The 14,873-nt window shown below is 66.9% G+C and carries 15 protein-coding genes and 1 pseudogene; 10 read left to right on the plus strand and 6 right to left on the minus strand.

Annotation, left to right across the window (positions count from 1 at the left end; translation table 11 throughout):
- Nucleotide 1 precedes the first annotated feature (1 nt).
- From ACVBEQ_RS04505 to ACVBEQ_RS04525, 5 genes and pseudogenes are all read left to right on the plus strand, one after another.
- Nucleotides 2–1,135, plus strand: coding sequence for an ABC transporter substrate-binding protein (locus ACVBEQ_RS04505; RefSeq protein ID WP_447152239.1), 1,134 nt, complete (start codon nucleotides 2–4; stop codon nucleotides 1,133–1,135).
- Nucleotides 1,136–1,302: 167 nt separating this feature from the next.
- Nucleotides 1,303–2,552 (plus strand): annotated as a pseudogene (locus tag ACVBEQ_RS04510) (CaiB/BaiF CoA transferase family protein).
- Nucleotides 2,552–3,370, plus strand: coding sequence for an HpcH/HpaI aldolase/citrate lyase family protein (locus ACVBEQ_RS04515; protein ID WP_447152240.1), 819 nt, complete (start codon nucleotides 2,552–2,554; stop codon nucleotides 3,368–3,370). The pseudogene ACVBEQ_RS04510 and the gene ACVBEQ_RS04515 overlap by 1 nt, the downstream one beginning before the upstream one ends.
- Before the next feature lie 107 nt (nucleotides 3,371–3,477).
- The gene (locus ACVBEQ_RS04520) at nucleotides 3,478–3,807 is read left to right on the plus strand and encodes an ArsR/SmtB family transcription factor (RefSeq protein WP_447152487.1); all 330 of its coding nucleotides are present in this window, start codon (nucleotides 3,478–3,480) and stop codon (nucleotides 3,805–3,807) included.
- On the plus strand, nucleotides 3,807–4,511 hold the full coding sequence (locus ACVBEQ_RS04525; protein ID WP_447152241.1) for a cation diffusion facilitator family transporter: 705 nt from the start codon (nucleotides 3,807–3,809) through the stop codon (nucleotides 4,509–4,511). Before ACVBEQ_RS04520 ends, ACVBEQ_RS04525 begins: the two co-directional genes overlap by 1 nt.
- Nucleotides 4,512–4,571: 60 nt before the next feature.
- Here the strand turns inward: ACVBEQ_RS04525 and ACVBEQ_RS04530 are convergent, their stop codons facing one another.
- Nucleotides 4,572–5,735 (minus strand): glycosyltransferase family protein, encoded by a 1,164-nt coding sequence (locus tag ACVBEQ_RS04530; RefSeq protein ID WP_447152242.1) that lies wholly within the window; start codon nucleotides 5,733–5,735, stop codon nucleotides 4,572–4,574.
- The gene (locus tag ACVBEQ_RS04535; RefSeq protein WP_447152243.1) at nucleotides 5,732–6,694 is read right to left on the minus strand and encodes a WcbI family polysaccharide biosynthesis putative acetyltransferase; all 963 of its coding nucleotides are present in this window, start codon (nucleotides 6,692–6,694) and stop codon (nucleotides 5,732–5,734) included. Before ACVBEQ_RS04535 ends, ACVBEQ_RS04530 begins: the two co-directional genes overlap by 4 nt.
- Nucleotides 6,695–6,750: 56 nt before the next feature.
- Between ACVBEQ_RS04535 and ACVBEQ_RS04540 the strand changes: the two genes are divergently transcribed.
- From ACVBEQ_RS04540 to ACVBEQ_RS04560, 5 genes are all read left to right on the plus strand, one after another.
- A complete protein-coding gene (locus ACVBEQ_RS04540; protein ID WP_447152244.1) occupies nucleotides 6,751–7,914 on the plus strand; it encodes a glycosyltransferase family protein in 1,164 nt (387 codons plus the stop codon).
- Between the two features lie 167 nt (nucleotides 7,915–8,081).
- Complete coding sequence (locus ACVBEQ_RS04545) at nucleotides 8,082–9,242, plus strand: glycosyltransferase (protein WP_447152245.1); 1,161 nt, start codon at nucleotides 8,082–8,084, stop codon at nucleotides 9,240–9,242.
- Entirely contained in the window at nucleotides 9,227–10,291 is a 1,065-nt protein-coding gene (locus ACVBEQ_RS04550) for a glycosyltransferase (RefSeq protein ID WP_447152246.1), read from the plus strand. The genes ACVBEQ_RS04545 and ACVBEQ_RS04550 overlap by 16 nt, the downstream gene beginning before the upstream one ends.
- On the plus strand, nucleotides 10,288–11,148 hold the full coding sequence (locus ACVBEQ_RS04555) for a glycosyltransferase family 2 protein (RefSeq protein ID WP_447152247.1): 861 nt from the start codon (nucleotides 10,288–10,290) through the stop codon (nucleotides 11,146–11,148). Before ACVBEQ_RS04550 ends, ACVBEQ_RS04555 begins: the two co-directional genes overlap by 4 nt.
- Nucleotides 11,106–12,410 carry a glycosyltransferase family 2 protein gene (locus ACVBEQ_RS04560; RefSeq protein WP_447152248.1) on the plus strand — a complete coding sequence of 435 codons (1,305 nt, stop codon included), beginning with the start codon at nucleotides 11,106–11,108 and terminating at the stop codon, nucleotides 12,408–12,410. The genes ACVBEQ_RS04555 and ACVBEQ_RS04560 overlap by 43 nt, the downstream gene beginning before the upstream one ends.
- Here ACVBEQ_RS04560 and ACVBEQ_RS04565 read toward each other — a convergent pair.
- The 4 genes from ACVBEQ_RS04565 to ACVBEQ_RS04580 form a co-directional block, all read right to left on the minus strand.
- Nucleotides 12,313–12,519 carry a pentapeptide repeat-containing protein gene (locus ACVBEQ_RS04565; RefSeq protein WP_447152488.1) on the minus strand — a complete coding sequence of 69 codons (207 nt, stop codon included), beginning with the start codon at nucleotides 12,517–12,519 and terminating at the stop codon, nucleotides 12,313–12,315. The two genes, ACVBEQ_RS04560 and ACVBEQ_RS04565, sit on opposite strands and share 98 nt — an antisense overlap.
- Complete coding sequence (locus tag ACVBEQ_RS04570; RefSeq protein WP_447152249.1) at nucleotides 12,507–13,457, minus strand: FkbM family methyltransferase; 951 nt, start codon at nucleotides 13,455–13,457, stop codon at nucleotides 12,507–12,509. Before ACVBEQ_RS04570 ends, ACVBEQ_RS04565 begins: the two co-directional genes overlap by 13 nt.
- A 190-nt stretch (nucleotides 13,458–13,647) precedes the next feature.
- Nucleotides 13,648–13,785, minus strand: coding sequence for a hypothetical protein (locus ACVBEQ_RS04575; RefSeq protein ID WP_447152250.1), 138 nt, complete (start codon nucleotides 13,783–13,785; stop codon nucleotides 13,648–13,650).
- Nucleotides 13,786–13,981: 196 nt separating this feature from the next.
- Nucleotides 13,982–14,854, minus strand: coding sequence for an alpha/beta fold hydrolase (locus ACVBEQ_RS04580; protein ID WP_447152251.1), 873 nt, complete (start codon nucleotides 14,852–14,854; stop codon nucleotides 13,982–13,984).
- Between the last annotated feature and the right edge of the window lie 19 nt (nucleotides 14,855–14,873).

A 14,873-nucleotide genomic window follows, 5' to 3' on the forward strand; every position in this document is an offset into this window, starting at 1 on the left:
CATGACCAGCTCAACTCGAACCATCCGTAGGACCGGCGTTCTCGCGGTCGCCGCTGGACTGGTGGCGATGGCCACCGCGGCCTGCGCGCCGCCGCCGGCCCCCAAAGAGGTCGTCGAACCGGCCCGCTCCATCGAGACCAGCAATGGTCTTGTCGTCAACGGGGAGCAGATCGCCGACAAGAAACTGTGGGACGCCGCCGTCGCAGAGGGAAGCATCAACCTCTACACCGGGTACACCGAGAACACCGAGGCCGCGCTCCTCAAGCAGTTCAAGGCCGACACCGGGCTGGAGGTCAATGTTGTCCGGCTCACGCCGAACAGGCTGTTCGAGCGGATTTCCGCCGAGTACGGCGCCGGCAAGCTCAAGGCCGACGTCGTGCGCACCTCCGACTCCGGGTTCGCCAGTTCACTGAGCGAGAAGGGCGTCTTCCAGCCGTACACCCCGGACACCGCCGAAAACCTCCAGGACGACGTGGCTTTCGACGGCGACAAGTACTACCGCACCTTCGACCCGATCTACACCTTCGGATACAACACTGCGATCATCTCGGCGGAGGAAGCGCCGACCTCATGGTCTGTGATGACCAACCCGGCGATGAACGGCAAAATTGGCATCGCCCAGGTCGGTGCCGGCGGCAGCGCACTCGCCCTGACCCGATTCCAGAGGTCCGTCCTGGGTGACGATTTCCTCACGGCCTACGCCGAAAACCGGCCCCGGATCTTCGACTCGCTCGGAGCCGAACTGGACAGCCTGGCCCGCGGTGAGGTGCAGGTGGGGACCACGGTGGTCAGTGCGGTCAACCTGGCGCAGGCCCGCAACGCCCCCGTGCAGTTCGTCATTCCCGAAGAGGGCTTCGCGGTGTACGACTACTACACCGGGATCGCCTCCACTGCAACGCATGTCGACGCTGCCAAGGTCTTTCTGAACTGGAACCTGTCGCAGCGCGGTCAGAACGTGTTCCGCGAGCTGGGCGAGTACTCCGTGCGGACCGACGTCGATCCTCCGCTGATCCTGGGCGAGCAGTTCCCGCCTTTCGAGTCCGAGAAGGTTCACCGGATCCTCCCGCCGGACGCCAAGGGCTACGCCAAGGAGGATCAGGCGATGTGGAACTCGCTGTTCGGCTACAACGAATAACGCTCCCGCACAACAACTACCGCCCTACTTCAGATCTCGGTGGGGGACCGGTCACACCGGTCCCCCACCGGGCTTCGCCGCGCGCCCGCGGTCGGGGCCCACCCCGACACGCCACCCCACGACGCCGCCGCCCTGCAGTCATTACATCCGAGGAGAACGAGCCGATCATGCCGACCACCTCCGTAGCACCTGGTAGCCAGACCGGACAGGCACCGCCGACGCCTCCCGTCGGCGGCCCCTTGGCCGGCCTGCGGGTACTCGACCTCGGCACGGTCTATGCGGCGCCGATCACCGCGATGCTGCTCGGCGACTGGGGCGCCGACGTCATCAAGGTCGAACACCCCCGGGGTGACCCGGCCCGCTCGCACGGTCTCACCAAGGACGGCCACGGCCTGTGGTGGAAGGTCATCGCCCGCAACAAGCGAACGATCACCCTCAATTTCGGCACCCCGGAGGGCCAGGACATCCTGCGCCGACTGGTCGCCCAGGCCGACGTGGTGATCGAGAACTTCCGACCCGGGGTGCTGGAGAAATGGAACCTCGGACCGGCCGAGCTGCAGAAGATCAACCCGGCGCTGGTGGTCCTGCGGGTCACCGGCTTCGGCCAGACCGGGCCGTACGCCACCCGCCGGGCGTTCGGCACCCTGGCCGAGGCGATGAGCGGTCTGGCTCACCAAACCGGCGAGGAAACCGGGCCGCCGACCTGCCACCGTTCGGTCTCGCCGATGGAGTCGCCGGACTCACCGGCGCCTACGCCGTCATGCTCGCCCTCTACCACCGGGACGCCAACAACGGCACCGGGCAGATCATCGACCTGTCCCTGCTGGAACCTCTCGTCGGCATCCTCGGCCCCGGACCCAGCGTCTACGACCAACTCGGCATCATCTCCGGCCGGCACGGAAACCGCTCCACCAACAACGCGCCCCGGAATGCGTATCTCACGAGGGACGGCCGGTGGGTGGCGATCTCGGCCAGCGCCACCTCCATCGCGCAGCAGGTCATGCACCTGGTGGGCCGGCCGGACATCGCCGAGCAACCCTGGTTCCCGCAAGCCGGGGAACGGGTCACACACGCCGACATGATCGATGCCCCGGTCGCCGAGTGGATCGGAGCACGCGACTACGAAGAGGTCTCTGCCGCCTTCCAGGCAGCCGGCGCCGCGCTCGCCCCGGTGTACGACATCGAGCAGCTGATGACCGATCCCCATGTGCTGGAAAGGGAAGTCATCACCACCATCGACGACGAGGACCTCGGTCCTCTCAAGATGCAGAACCTGATCTTCCGGATGGGCGGCACCCCGGGTGCCATCCGGCATGGCGGCCGCCGGCTCGGCCAGGACACCGACAGCGTGTTGGATGACCTTCTCGGTATTTCCGGTGACAAACTCGACGAGCTCCGCAGCAGCGGTGTCGTCTGATGGACCGCAGCTATCTCTTCGCACCCGGGCACAACGCGAAACTGCTGGCCAAGGTGTTCGATGCCGGGGCCGACGCCGTGATGCTCGATCTGGAGGACGCGGTTCCGCCCGAGGCGAAAGCCACCGCCCGGGGAATGGTCGCCGAAGTGCTGACCGGCCACCCTGCCTGGGTGCGGGTCAACGCCGCACGAACGGCCTGGTGTCGGGCCGACCTGGACGCTGTTGCCGACCATTCCTTCGGCATCCGGATCCCCAAGGTCGAGTCCGCCGCCGACGTGCAATGGGTCACCGCACGCGCCCCCGGCAAACCCGTCATCTGCGCCATCGAAAGTGCCCGTGGGGTGCTGGCCGCGCAGGAGATCGCCGCCGTACCCGGGGTCCGGTACCTCGCAATGGGCGGGGTGGACCTCCAACGTGACCTGAACACCACCGGTGGGAACCTGCAAACCCTCTACGTGCGTTCGCATCTCGTGCTATCATCTCGCGCCGCCGGGATCGAACCGCCCATCGACAGCGTGTACCCGCACCTCGATGACCCGGACGGGCTGCGCGAGCAGGCCGAGTTCGCCCGGTCGCTGGGTTTCTTCGGCAAGTCAGCGATTCATCCCAGGCAACTCGACATCCTGAACGAGGTGTTCACCCCTACCGACAGCGAGATCGCCTGGGCCCATGAAGTGGTCGACGCCTTCGACGCCGCCGGAGGGGAAGCGTTCCAACTGCCGAGCGGCGAGTTCGTCGACCTGCCCGTCGCCGACCGGGCTCGCCGACTGTTACAGCTCGCCGGCATCGACCGCACGCCGGCGGATGCCCCGTCCTGAACGACACATCTCGCCTTTCTGTCGATCCCGGGCGTTGTCGCCCCCACAGATGAACCGATGGTGATAAATCCTTGGCTGGATTCATCAACGGATGTACTGTCGGGCCGATGGAGCTGCTGACTCACGTCTCGGTGCTTGCCCGGTTCGGCCATGCTTTGTCGGATCCCACCAGGGTGCGTGTGTTGTTGGCGTTGCGCGAAGCCCCTGCTTATCCAGCCGAACTCGCTGAGTCGCTGCAGGTTTCGCGACAGAGCCTGTCCAATCACCTCGGTTGCCTGCGGGGTTGTGGTGTGGTCGTCGCGGTGCCGGAAGGCCGTCGCACTCGTTACGAATTGGCCGACGCCCGCTTGGGCCACGCCCTGACCGATCTGCTCGGCGTGGTGCTGGCCGTCGATCCGGCTCATTGCGCCGCGGCTGAAGCCGACGGCTGCTGCTGATGGCCACCTCGTCGCCGTTGACCGTACTGACACCGGACGCGGCGCGGAGAGCTGTGCTGTCCAGACGGATCCGCCTGTTCGTCGCGGCGACGATCACGTACAACGTCATCGAGGCGGTTGTGGCGATCACTGCCGGCGCTGTGGCGTCGTCGACCGCATTGATCGGGTTCGGTTTGGACTCGATCATCGAAGTCTCGTCCGCGGCCGCGGTCGCCTGGCAGTTCTCCGCGAAGGACCCGGAGACACGTGAGCGGGTGGCGCTCCGGTTCATCGCTTGGTCGTTCTTCGCGCTCGCGGCATATGTGACTGTCGATGCGCTCACCTCGCTGATCGGCGGATCCGAAGCCCGGCACTCGACGGTGGGGTTGGTCCTGGCCGGGGTGAGTCTGCTGGTGATGCCGTGGTTGTCCTATGGGCAGCGGCGAGCCGGCAAGCAGTTGAATTCGCATTCGGCGGTCGCGGATTCCAAGCAGACGCTGCTGTGTACCTATCTGTCCGGGGTTTTGCTGATCGGACTCGCGCTGAACTCGCTGTTCGGATGGTCCTGGGCCGACCCGATCGCCGCGCTCTTCATCGCCGCTGTCGCGGTCAAAGAAGGGCGTGATGCCTGGCGCGGCGACGCGTGTTGCGCGCCGGCAACGGTTGCTGAGCAGGGCGATTCGGTACCGGATGGCTGTGGCGACGATTGCAGATGCTGCCGCTGATCTCTCGAATTGGTGCCTGTTGTCCAGCTTGACCGCGCCAGTCGCGACGGGCCGGCCGGCTCACCCTTCGGCCACCTCGGCAGCCCGCTGCCGCAGCCATTCGAGGTAGCGCTGCGCCACCACCAATGTGGTCGGACCGACCTGAACATCCTTGGACAGCCAGGTCAGTTCGGGATCTGCGATGGCCCGTTCGACATTCGGCCGGAGCTCGCCGGGCTGGTAGATCCACAGCGCACCGGGCATCCGTCGCTCGAGCTCGTCGACGTACCTCCCGGCCGGGACGAGCGGCCGGCGCCCGGCGGCGAGCCAGGAGTTGATCGAACCGGATGCGGAAATGTGGGTGTGCGGCGCCACCGGAACCGTCACTTCACGGAGCATGTCCTGCAGGTCGCTGTCCGGGACATAACCTGTACAGCGGAACAGGATTCCGCGACGTCCGGCGAAACAGGTCAGTTCGTCGAGGAGTTCGGCATGACGCGCCGCGGCCCTGCCCACTGCGACGACCACCGGCGCCGGATCGATCCCCATCACCTCCTCGACCACTTCCCGATGCCCCTTGCCGGGGTAGACGTAGCCGAAGATCCCGATGGTCGGCCCCGGGTCCCCAGGTTCCGGTCGCAGCGTCCCGTCGGACAGGTGGGTCGACGCGGTGCCGGTCGGGCGGAACGGTGCCAAGGGGTCGATCGGCAGCGGTATGACCGTCAGTGGTGTCCCGTGCGGCCGCGGCTCAGGTGTGGCAGCCGCAGCTGTATCGCCGAGCGCCTCCTGCAGCAGAAGACTTTCGTGCTCGCTGGAGACGACAACACCGACGGCGGACGCGATCAGGTGCCGATAGGTGCCGCAGCGGCGTTGGTACAGGGTTGGGCCGTCCGACGCCTGCGGGAGATCATGCACTGTCACCGCGAGCGCCACCCGCCGGCTCCGCAAGCGGTCTGCCAGCTGGTCGATGAAGGCATCGGCATCGAGCCCCGCGTCGGCGAAGAGCCAGTCATTCAGCTGCAGATGCAAAAGCCGGGTCTCCCCCGGCAGCCGATCGACCAGACCGATGAGTCGATGCGGTTGCGCTTCGTGCATCACCGCGCCTGCGAAGCCGAGACTGATTGCCGCCGAGGCGATCTGCCGGGCGAAGCGGGTGATGCCGTGTTGTTCGGGTCCACACCAGCCCATGACGATCGTCGCGTCGAGGCCGCTCGTCCCGCTCGGCGTGACACTCGCGGCCGTCATGCCAGGCCGAAGAGGTCCAGAGTTTCGCGATGCCGGGAGTAGCCCGCGTCAACCACCTGCGGGTTGTCCCGGTACCACTGCCACTGCGCGCGGTGCACCTCCTCCGATGAAACAGTGCGATCACCCAGCTGCCAGGTCGACGATCCGGACCCGGCCAGACCCAGCGCGGCCAGAGCCGCCCCGGGCATGGGAGCTCGAACATCGCCCAGCAGGTCGCGGCCGGGGTCGACACCGTCCGGCAGCCCGCCGAGGGCCAGCTGGATGCGGCGGGCCAGCTCCAGCAGCACCCTGTTCCCCGGGTGGTTGATGGTGAACATGTCGCCCCGTTCGGGATGTTCGAAAAGATCCGAGATCGAAATATCGCACTGCGAGACCTCCCGCCGGCGGAGTTCTGCCAGCGAGGCGTCGGCGACGGCCCGACAGGCGCTCACGGGAATATCCGCAGTCAGCAGGTCAATTCCGGTGCGGGCGGACGCCACCGTTCGCAGGTCGTGGTACGGCACGACCGGTGGCTCCCTCGATGCATCCGACGGGTCACGGATGATCACCTGGAGCGGGTGGTACGCCGCGCACCGCACGACCGGCCATCGGATCACCGTGCCCCCGGTCGGCAGCATTGCGGCCACCTGCGCCGTGCCCAAAGGCAGGCTGCGATAGTCGTCCTTGACCGGCTGGGCGATGAGAAAACTGGCCCGGGCAACGAGACGGCGCAGCGGATCTAAATCGGACTCGGCCAACTCGAAGACCGGTGGGATCCGCACCGCCCGTGCGTTGAGCGTCGGCGAACCGGACAGCAGAACCCGAATCGCCTCTGCCTGACAATTGCCCCACACCAACAACAACGGACGGTCGTCGGCGCCGTCGTCCGGGCCCGCGGTGTCGGCACGGTCAGCGGGGTCAAGGCCGTAGAAAGTTCCGTAGTGTCGCGTCCGACCATCGACAGGCCTGTTGGTGGGCATCCTGCGGACGGTACCGGCGCCTGACGCCGACGGTTCGCCTGAGGGGAAAGGACGACATGGCCGGCCCGAGCCAGATCAGGGTGGCGTCAATCCCGTCGCACCATGCCTACGTGCGCAATCTTGCTGCCGTCGACACTCCGGATGACGACACCCCGGCTGTTGGGACCCCGGGCCCGGGCACGTCGGCCCCGTCCGTCGATCCGGTGCTCCGGCTCCCCGACCCGCCACCGAACGTCCCTGACGCGCAACCGGGCCAGTGGTGGCCGCCTGTGATGCTCGAGGCCCGATGGGTGCACGACCACCATCAGGAGTTCGACGTTGCGCACCTGCATTTCGGCTTCGACGCCGCGGACCCCAACGACCTCCAAGGCTGGGTGGACGAACTCGGGCGGCACAACAGGCCTCTGGTGATGACCGTTCATGACCTGGTCAACCCGCACTTCGTCGAACAGGAAGACCACAGCGCGCACCTAGACGTGCTCATCCCGGCGGCGACGGAGATCATCACCCTGACGCACGGCGCCGCAGCCGCCATCCAGGCCCGGTGGGGCCGCCAGGCGGCCGTGATCCCGCATCCTCATGTCGTGCCCCTGGATCGCATTCCGGCCGCGCCGCAGGGTCCTGCCGACCGCCAGGAGTTCGTCATCGGACTCCATGCCAAGAACCTTCGGGCCAACATCGATCCGCTTCCGTTGCTGGTCGCGCTCGAAGCGGCCGTTCGTGATCTGCCTGATGTCCGCGTGCGGGTGGATCTGCACCCAGAAGTCACGTCCCGTGATGAGCGCAGAGCGCGTGCGCTTCGAGAGTGGTTGCGTCCCAAACACAATGATCGGCAGTGGCAGATCAGCGTGCACCCGATGTTCACCGACGAGGAACTCTGGGAGTATCTCGGCTCGCTCGATCTGTGCGTCCTGCCCTACCGGTTCGGGACCCACTCGGGGTGGCTCGAGGCCTGCGTCGATCTAGGAACCGCCGCACTGGTGCCTGCCACCGGCTATTACGCGGAGCAGCACGGGCACCCCTCCTACTCGCTGCGAACGGACGGCACCCTTGATCAGACGGCCTTTGTCGACACCATTCGCCGCCTGCGCCAGGACCTTTCACCGGCTCGCCCGCCGCGCCCGGACCGGCTCGGCCAGCGGCGGGACATCGCCGCCGCGCACGAGAAGCTCTACCGCCGTGCGCTCGGCGCGGACTCCCACCCGAGCCGACGGATGTGACGAATTCGTGCAGCCCGATTGAAACCCACCGTTCGCGGGTACCACGCCGGGGCGAGCGGAGTTGCTCGGTGAACGATCGGCCCGCACCGGGCCGACGGATCATGCGCGACACAGACCGTTCTGGACTCCACGGACCTCGTCGCAGTCAACGAGGAGGAGTTGCAGCAATGCGAGTGCCGGTGACCGACGGCAGGACCAGGACGCGCGTACTGCCGCCATCCAGCACGCAGGACAAGTACAAGATCCTGATCATCGCCTCCCTCCGTTATCCGATCGCCGAGCCGTTCGCCGGGGGTCTGGAAGCGCACACGTACGCGCTCGCCCACGGCCTGCGGAAGCGGGGGCATTCCGTGCTGGTCGCCGGCGCCGTCGGCAGTGACCCTGACATGGTCGGCTACGAGTTCGGCGGACTGCCGATCGGTGATCCTTCGGAACGGCAGGACGTGACGGAGCATCCGGTCGTCCGGGCGGCCGAGTTGCAGGCCTTCACCTCGCTGATGGGCCACCTGCACAACGGCATGCTCGGGGCATTCGACATCATCCACAACAACACGGTCCACCCCTTCCCTGTCGAACGCGCGGACACCCTGCCATGCCCGCTGATCACCACCCTGCACACACCGCGATTACCCTGGGCCACCAGTGTTCTCGGATCGGGCGCGCAATCGGCAGGTGGGTTCGTCGCGGTGAGCCGAGCGACAGCCGGCCAATGGCAGCCCCTGATCCGCCCGCGGGTCGTCCGCAACGGAGTGGACACCCGGGTCTGGCGACTCGGCCCGGGCGGCGACGACGCGGTCTGGACCGGACGGATCGTCCCGGAGAAGGCCCCGCACCTGGCGATCCAGATCGCTCTTGCCGCAGGACGCGACCTCAACATCGCCGGTCCCGTGATCGACGAGCAGTACTTCGCCGCGAAGGTCGTGCCGCACCTGAGCGATCGAATCCGGTACGTCGGCCACCTGAATCAACTGGAACTGGCCGATCTGGTCGGGCACAGCGGGGTCGCGCTGGTGACGCCGGTATGGAACGAACCGTTCGGCCTGGTTGCCGCCGAGGCGATGGCCTGTGGGACACCTGTCGTCGCGCTGGCCCGCGGCGCTTTACCGGAGATCGTCGACCTGCAGTCCGGACGACTCCTCCCTCCCGCCGACAGCAACGGCCTGTCAGTCGACCAGCTGGATGGTGCGGTCCGCGCAATGGCCCAAGCGATGAGTCTGGATCGCAGGGCGGTCCGGAGCCGAGCAATCGTCAAATGCGGGTCGAGCGCGATGATCCGAGGCTACGAGCGGGTGTACCGGGATGCGGTCCTGCGATGGGACTGGCGGTGATCGGGTACTACGTGCATCATCAGGGGCTCGGGCATCTGCAGCGATTGCGTTCCATCGCAGCGCATCTCGCCGAGCCACCGACAGTTCTCAGCTCGCTCCCGGCGGTGGACGGGGCTTGCCCCTGGGTGAGCCTGCCGCTGGACAACCTGGGCCGGCCGGTGGATCCCACCGCGCACGGCACATTGCACTGGGTTCCGCGGCATGACGCCGGGTTGCGCCGCCGGATGGCGCTGATCGCCGACTGGATCCAGGCCGCGGACCCGGACCTGATGGTGGTGGACGTGTCGGTAGAGGTCGCCACCCTGTGCCGGTTGCTGGGTGTGCCGACCGTCGTGGTCGCGATGCGGGGTGAACGCCTCGACCGCCCGCACCGCTCGGCCTACGACGCGGCGCACGCGCTGCTGGCCGCCTGGGCGCCGGAGTTCTCCGTCACCGAATGGCCGGAAGCGTGGCGGGCGAAAACCTTTCACGCCGGTGCGATCTCGCGGTATGCCGACCGTCCGGCGCCGGCCAAGGTCGAGCACGGCGGACGGGCCCGCGCTCTGGTTCTCTGGGGAACCGGCGGCCGGGGCAACCCCACTGCAGCGATCGCCGCCGCAGCGGCCGCAACGCCCGACTGGGAGTGGCGGACAGCAGGACTTCCGCCGCACGAGAACGACGCCGTCTGGAACCAGCTGGCCTGGGCCGATGTCGTCATCACCCACGGTGGGCAGGGCGCTGTCGCGGAGGTCGCCGCCTCCCGTCGACCTGCTGTGGTGATCGCCGAACAACGTCCGCATGACGAACAACTGGCCACCGCGCGCGTGTTGGGCGACGCCGGCTTGGCGGTCGCACTCGAACGCTGGCCGGCGCCTGCGCGCTGGCCGGAGCTGCTGCGATCCGCGCAAGCCCTCGATGGTGGGCGGTGGGCGCGCTGGGCGCCATCGGATTCGGCCCGCCGCGCAGCACACTTCCTGGACCGCACCGCACACGCGGTTCGCGCGGAAACCGGTGACATGGAGACCGCCGACGTCGCTGCCGGCCGCGCCTGGGCGGGCGGTGCCGGGTGACAACCGCGGTGATCACCATCGTGTCCGGTCGGCACGATCATCTGCGCAATCAGCAACGGGGCCTTCGGTCCGGAACAGTGCTTCCCGAGCACTACGTCGTCGTGGCGATGCACGATCCCAAGGCCTTGCAGCTGACCCTGCACGGACCGCTGGCCGGCTCCGGCTGCGCCATTCATCTGGTGGGGCTTCCGGTTGGCCAGGGCCTCCCGCTGGCGGCTGCCCGGAATGCCGGGGCCACCGCGGCACTGGCGGCGGGCGCGGACATCTTGATCTTCCTGGATGTCGACTGCGTGCCGTCGCCGTCCCTGGTTGAGAGCTATGCCGAGGCCGCCCGATCCGAGGCTGCGCCGGCACTGCACTGCGGAGTCGTTCGCTATCTCGGCCCCGAGATCGATGCTGGTGACGTCGATTCCGTGGCACTGGCCGGCCGGCCGCACCCTGCCCGACCGACCCTGAAAGCCGGGGAATCGATTGATTCCCTGGACTGGCCCTTGTTCTGGTCGCTGTCGTTCGCGGTCTCGAAGGTGACCTGGCGACGGCTGGGCGGCTTTCGTGAGGACTACCAGGGTTACGGCGCCGAGGACACGGATTTCGGCTACCACGCCTTCCTCGCCGGTGTGAACATCAGGTGGCTCGGTGGCGCCGACGCCTTCCATCAGTACCACGAAACGCAGGACCCGCCCGTCCAGCACCTTCGTGACATCGTCACGAACGCAACGATCTTCCACGCACGATGGGGCTTCTGGCCGATGGCGGGGTGGCTGAGCGCCTTCCGCGAACTCGGTCTGGTCGAGTATGACGACAACCGCGACCGGTGGATGATCACGCCGCCCGCCATGACCCCTGCGCGCCGATGAACAAGGGCCGCCCCGATGTGTCCGTGGTCATTCCCTATTTCGACGATCAGGCGCGGCTCACCCTGCTGTTGCGCAGTTTGCAGCAGCAGGAAGGCGATGTTCGATTCGACGTGGTCGTGGCCGACGACGGCTCGCCCGAGCCGCCGGTGATTCCCACCGACCTGGGTTACGACTGCACCGTCGTGACCCAGCCCGATGAAGGGTTCCGGGCCGCTGCGGCCCGAAACCTCGGAGCCGAAGCCGCGAGCGGCGAGTTCCTGGTCTTCCTCGATGGCGACACTTTCCCGACGAGCCGATACCTGTCCAGCATCACCGGACAGCTCCGGGAGAGCGATGAGGGGCACGGTGTCGTGGTGGTCGGCCGCCGCCGGCACGCCGATCTGCGGGCAGCCGATGAGGCAGTGGTGCTCGCCTTCCTGCGCGGCGACTGTGCGCCGGACTGCATCACGCTGCTGGAGGAACCGACGTGGTTGCTCGACGGTTACGCACGGACCGACGACCTGCGGTCAGCCGGCGATGAGGACTTCCGGTTGATCATTTCAGCAGTCCTGGCGGTGGATCGCCGGGTATGGACCGCAACAGGTGGATTTGATCCGGACTTCGTCGGATATGGCGGCGAGGACTGGGACTTCGGTTGGCGCGCATGGCTTTCCGGTGCGGAGTTTTCCTATCAGGCCGATGCGGTGGCGTGGCACGACGGCCCGGATGCGGGCGGTCGAGGTGCGGACCCCGTCACGAAGAACACCGAATCGCTGCGGCTTGCCCAGAAGATCGCCTTACCGTCGACGCGCGGCACCGGACTGATTCTCAGGCAGCCGGAAATCGTGATCCGGTACATCGGGGCCACCGTCGGAACCGCCGCAGATGCGGCGGTCGTGGCGTGTGTCGCCGGCCTGCTCGATGGCAGCGACGCGGCGGTGTGGTTCGAGGGTTGTTCGACAGACCCGACATCTCCTGCTCCTCTTCCACCGCTGCTGTGCGATGACCCGCGTGTCCACCAGGGGGACGTGCCCAGCCAGATTCTGGACCGAGCCCGTTTTCAGGTCTGGGTCGAGCGGCCGGTGCGACTGACGGCACCGCTGCACCGCTTCTGCGATCTGGGGGACTGGGCGATCCCCGGCAAGATCCGTGGCCGACGGACCAGGTCGATTCGCAGAAACGACCTCAAGCCACAGGGCTTTCCGGCCGGTCCGGTCGAGGAGTTCGTGGCTCACGCGATTTCGGACGACGTCTCCCTCGAGCGCTGGTGGGGAGACTGGTAGGACGGTCGCCGATCGGCCCCGTCAGGTCTGCATCTGTCAGGTCGGCATCTGTCAGGTCGGCATCTGTCAGGTCGGCATCTGTCAGGTCGGCATCTGTCAGGTCGGCAATCGAGCGGCGGCCAAGAGTCGGTACGCCTCTTCGGAGCTTTCCTCCAGCACCCCACGGCGGATCAGTTCCAGGACGCCGCGAAGAGCCAGCCCATAACTCTGGTAGACCACGTCGGCGATCAGAACCAGGCGAGCAACCTGACCGTGGTCCAACTCGGCGATCCGGACGGGGTCGCGAACGTAGAGGACATCGGATTCGACCAGTTGCCGGGCCGACAGTTGCAGCGGATCGGCCCACTGGACCGGTGCCATCGGCCAGGTCCGGGTGCTGACGAACTGATGAGGGACGAAGCCCTGATCGCGCAATTCGAGATCGACGTCAGCGAAGGTCGGTTGATCGTGGTACAGGCGGTGGAACCCGACCTCGGTGTGCACGGCGACCGCCGTGGCGAGCTTCTCCCGCCCGTTCCGCAGAACGGACAGCTCGCCGCCCTGGATATCGATCTTGAGCAGGTCAATGCGGTTGATCTCAGCGATATCGTCGAGCCGCTTTGTGTCGATCAACTCCCGCGCCGTGACTCTGGCCAATCGTGGGAAGTCGATCAACAGGTCCAGCTGTTGCTCGTCGGGTTCGAGCAGGCTCGCAAAGCCGGATGTTGCGCAATGGAACAACGTATGGGGAAAGCCATCACCGACCGCGTACGGCAAATATTGTTCATTGGGCCCGGCCAGTTTGTAGAGCGCTTCCAGTGCGTCCTGTTGTGGTTCGAACCCGGTGACGGTGCACAGTCCAGCGTCGAGCAGCAATCGGTAGGGCGGGTCGCCGTCGATGGGATTGGCGCCGATATCAACAACATTCACCGGGGGCATACCGGCCGACGAATGTGCGAGCGCAGGCGTCAGGATTTCCCGCACGCCCCGGGCAATCTCAGAGTGGCGATCGCCACCATTGGCTGCGTTCAGGGCACTCGCGAGTCGCGGGTCCGCCGGATTGACCATCAGCACAACCTACCCAACGGCGAGCGAGCCGGGCGCCGACTTGGGTCAGCGCATGGCTTGGCGGACGCGCTGCTCCGATTTGGCGAAAGGTATGACCACCATCAACGGTTGGCTCCTCACCGTCCAGATGACAAGCAGCTGCACCGTCACACCGCACCGCACCGCACCGCACCGTGGCAGTGAATGGGGGTCAGTTGAAATACACACCGCCGTTGGGCTGCAGGACCTGGCCGGTGATGGAGGCAGCGCCGGCGGTCAGGAGGAAGTTGACGGTGGCGTCGATCTCGTCGGGGTGGGAGAACCGGCCGATGAGGCTCGCTCCGGCCATCCTTGTCTTCTCATCTTGGCGAGTGCCGTCGTCATCGGTGTCTCTATGTCGGCGGGGGTGACCGCGTTGGCACGGACCCGCCAGCGCGCGCCTTCAGGTCTTCCCGCGACGTGCGAGCGATGGACGGCCGACCTCGTCTCATCGCGCAGGCGTCTTGACGACGACGTCCCGCACTGATTCAAGACGGGTCCAGGGCTCAGCCCGACCTGGCTGACATCGCGGCCCGATGGGTGGCGATTGTGCCGTTCGGATCGTGCCAGAACGCGGAAATCAGTTCCCCCGCAGCAGGTGTCCGGTGCAGCAGCGGCCCGACATGACCGGCACCGGGAAGAATCGTCATAGTGCCCTGAGGCAGATGGACGGCAGCGGCCCGAGCGGCCTGGACCGTCCACATCGGATCGTCCTGCCCGGTGGCCAGCACCGTTGGTACGTCCAGTCCCTCCAGGACCGAAGTGAGGTTCGGTCGAGTCAGGCTCAGCCAACGGATCGCGTCGTACATGCCGAGGCGACCCGGACGCTCGAAGGCGTTCGCGACAATGGCTGCGGCATCAGGATCCTCGACCCTGGCAGCAGCTCCCACCAACGCGTCCACCAAGGGGCGAAGCACCGGCCGAGGTCCGGCGACGAAGTAGAGAGCCGACAGCATCTGGACCCGCCGCCGCTCCTGGGCGGTGAGTGCGTGGACCGGAGCACCGATGGTCATCAACGTCCGACACCGGCTCGGGTTCGCAGCAGCAAACATGATGCCGACGTGACCACCCCAGGCGTTACCCAGCCAATCGACCGGGTCATCGATACCGAAATGACCGAGTACGTCCTCAGCGGCCCCGACACAATCAGCCAGTGAGAAGCGGATCTTCCGCCGTGGATTGGCACCATGGTTGGGCCCGTCGACGAGTACGAGCCGCCGATCGGTGGCCAACCGCGGCAGGAGCCTGTCCCAGGTGGTGGAGTCCACGAAAAGGCTGTGCCACAGCACGGCCGGCGGACCCGAGCCGATCGTCTGCACGTTCAGCGGTCCGACCCTGGTCGTGATCGACATCGATGGTGGCGGCGCGGGTTGCATCATCTCATCTCCCAGTATTGCT

This window comes from Nakamurella sp. GG22 (genome assembly GCF_052976845.2).

What these genes read in the sequence shown, in the direction of transcription:
- ACVBEQ_RS04505 (WP_447152239.1), top strand. Translation starts at nt 2, where the DNA reads ATGACCAGCTCAACTCGAACCATCCGTAGGACCGGCGTTCTCGCGGTC.
- ACVBEQ_RS04515 (WP_447152240.1), top strand. Translation starts at nt 2,552, where the DNA reads ATGGACCGCAGCTATCTCTTCGCACCCGGGCACAACGCGAAACTGCTG.
- ACVBEQ_RS04520 (WP_447152487.1), top strand. Translation starts at nt 3,478, where the DNA reads ATGGAGCTGCTGACTCACGTCTCGGTGCTTGCCCGGTTCGGCCATGCT.
- ACVBEQ_RS04525 (WP_447152241.1), top strand. Translation starts at nt 3,807, where the DNA reads ATGGCCACCTCGTCGCCGTTGACCGTACTGACACCGGACGCGGCGCGG.
- ACVBEQ_RS04530 (WP_447152242.1), bottom strand. Translation starts at nt 5,735, where the DNA reads ATGACGGCCGCGAGTGTCACGCCGAGCGGGACGAGCGGCCTCGACGCG.
- ACVBEQ_RS04535 (WP_447152243.1), bottom strand. Translation starts at nt 6,694, where the DNA reads ATGCCCACCAACAGGCCTGTCGATGGTCGGACGCGACACTACGGAACT.
- ACVBEQ_RS04540 (WP_447152244.1), top strand. Translation starts at nt 6,751, where the DNA reads ATGGCCGGCCCGAGCCAGATCAGGGTGGCGTCAATCCCGTCGCACCAT.
- ACVBEQ_RS04545 (WP_447152245.1), top strand. Translation starts at nt 8,082, where the DNA reads ATGCGAGTGCCGGTGACCGACGGCAGGACCAGGACGCGCGTACTGCCG.
- ACVBEQ_RS04550 (WP_447152246.1), top strand. Translation starts at nt 9,227, where the DNA reads ATGGGACTGGCGGTGATCGGGTACTACGTGCATCATCAGGGGCTCGGG.
- ACVBEQ_RS04570 (WP_447152249.1), bottom strand. Translation starts at nt 13,457, where the DNA reads ATGGTCAATCCGGCGGACCCGCGACTCGCGAGTGCCCTGAACGCAGCC.
- ACVBEQ_RS04575 (WP_447152250.1), bottom strand. Translation starts at nt 13,785, where the DNA reads ATGGCCGGAGCGAGCCTCATCGGCCGGTTCTCCCACCCCGACGAGATC.
- ACVBEQ_RS04580 (WP_447152251.1), bottom strand. Translation starts at nt 14,854, where the DNA reads ATGATGCAACCCGCGCCGCCACCATCGATGTCGATCACGACCAGGGTC.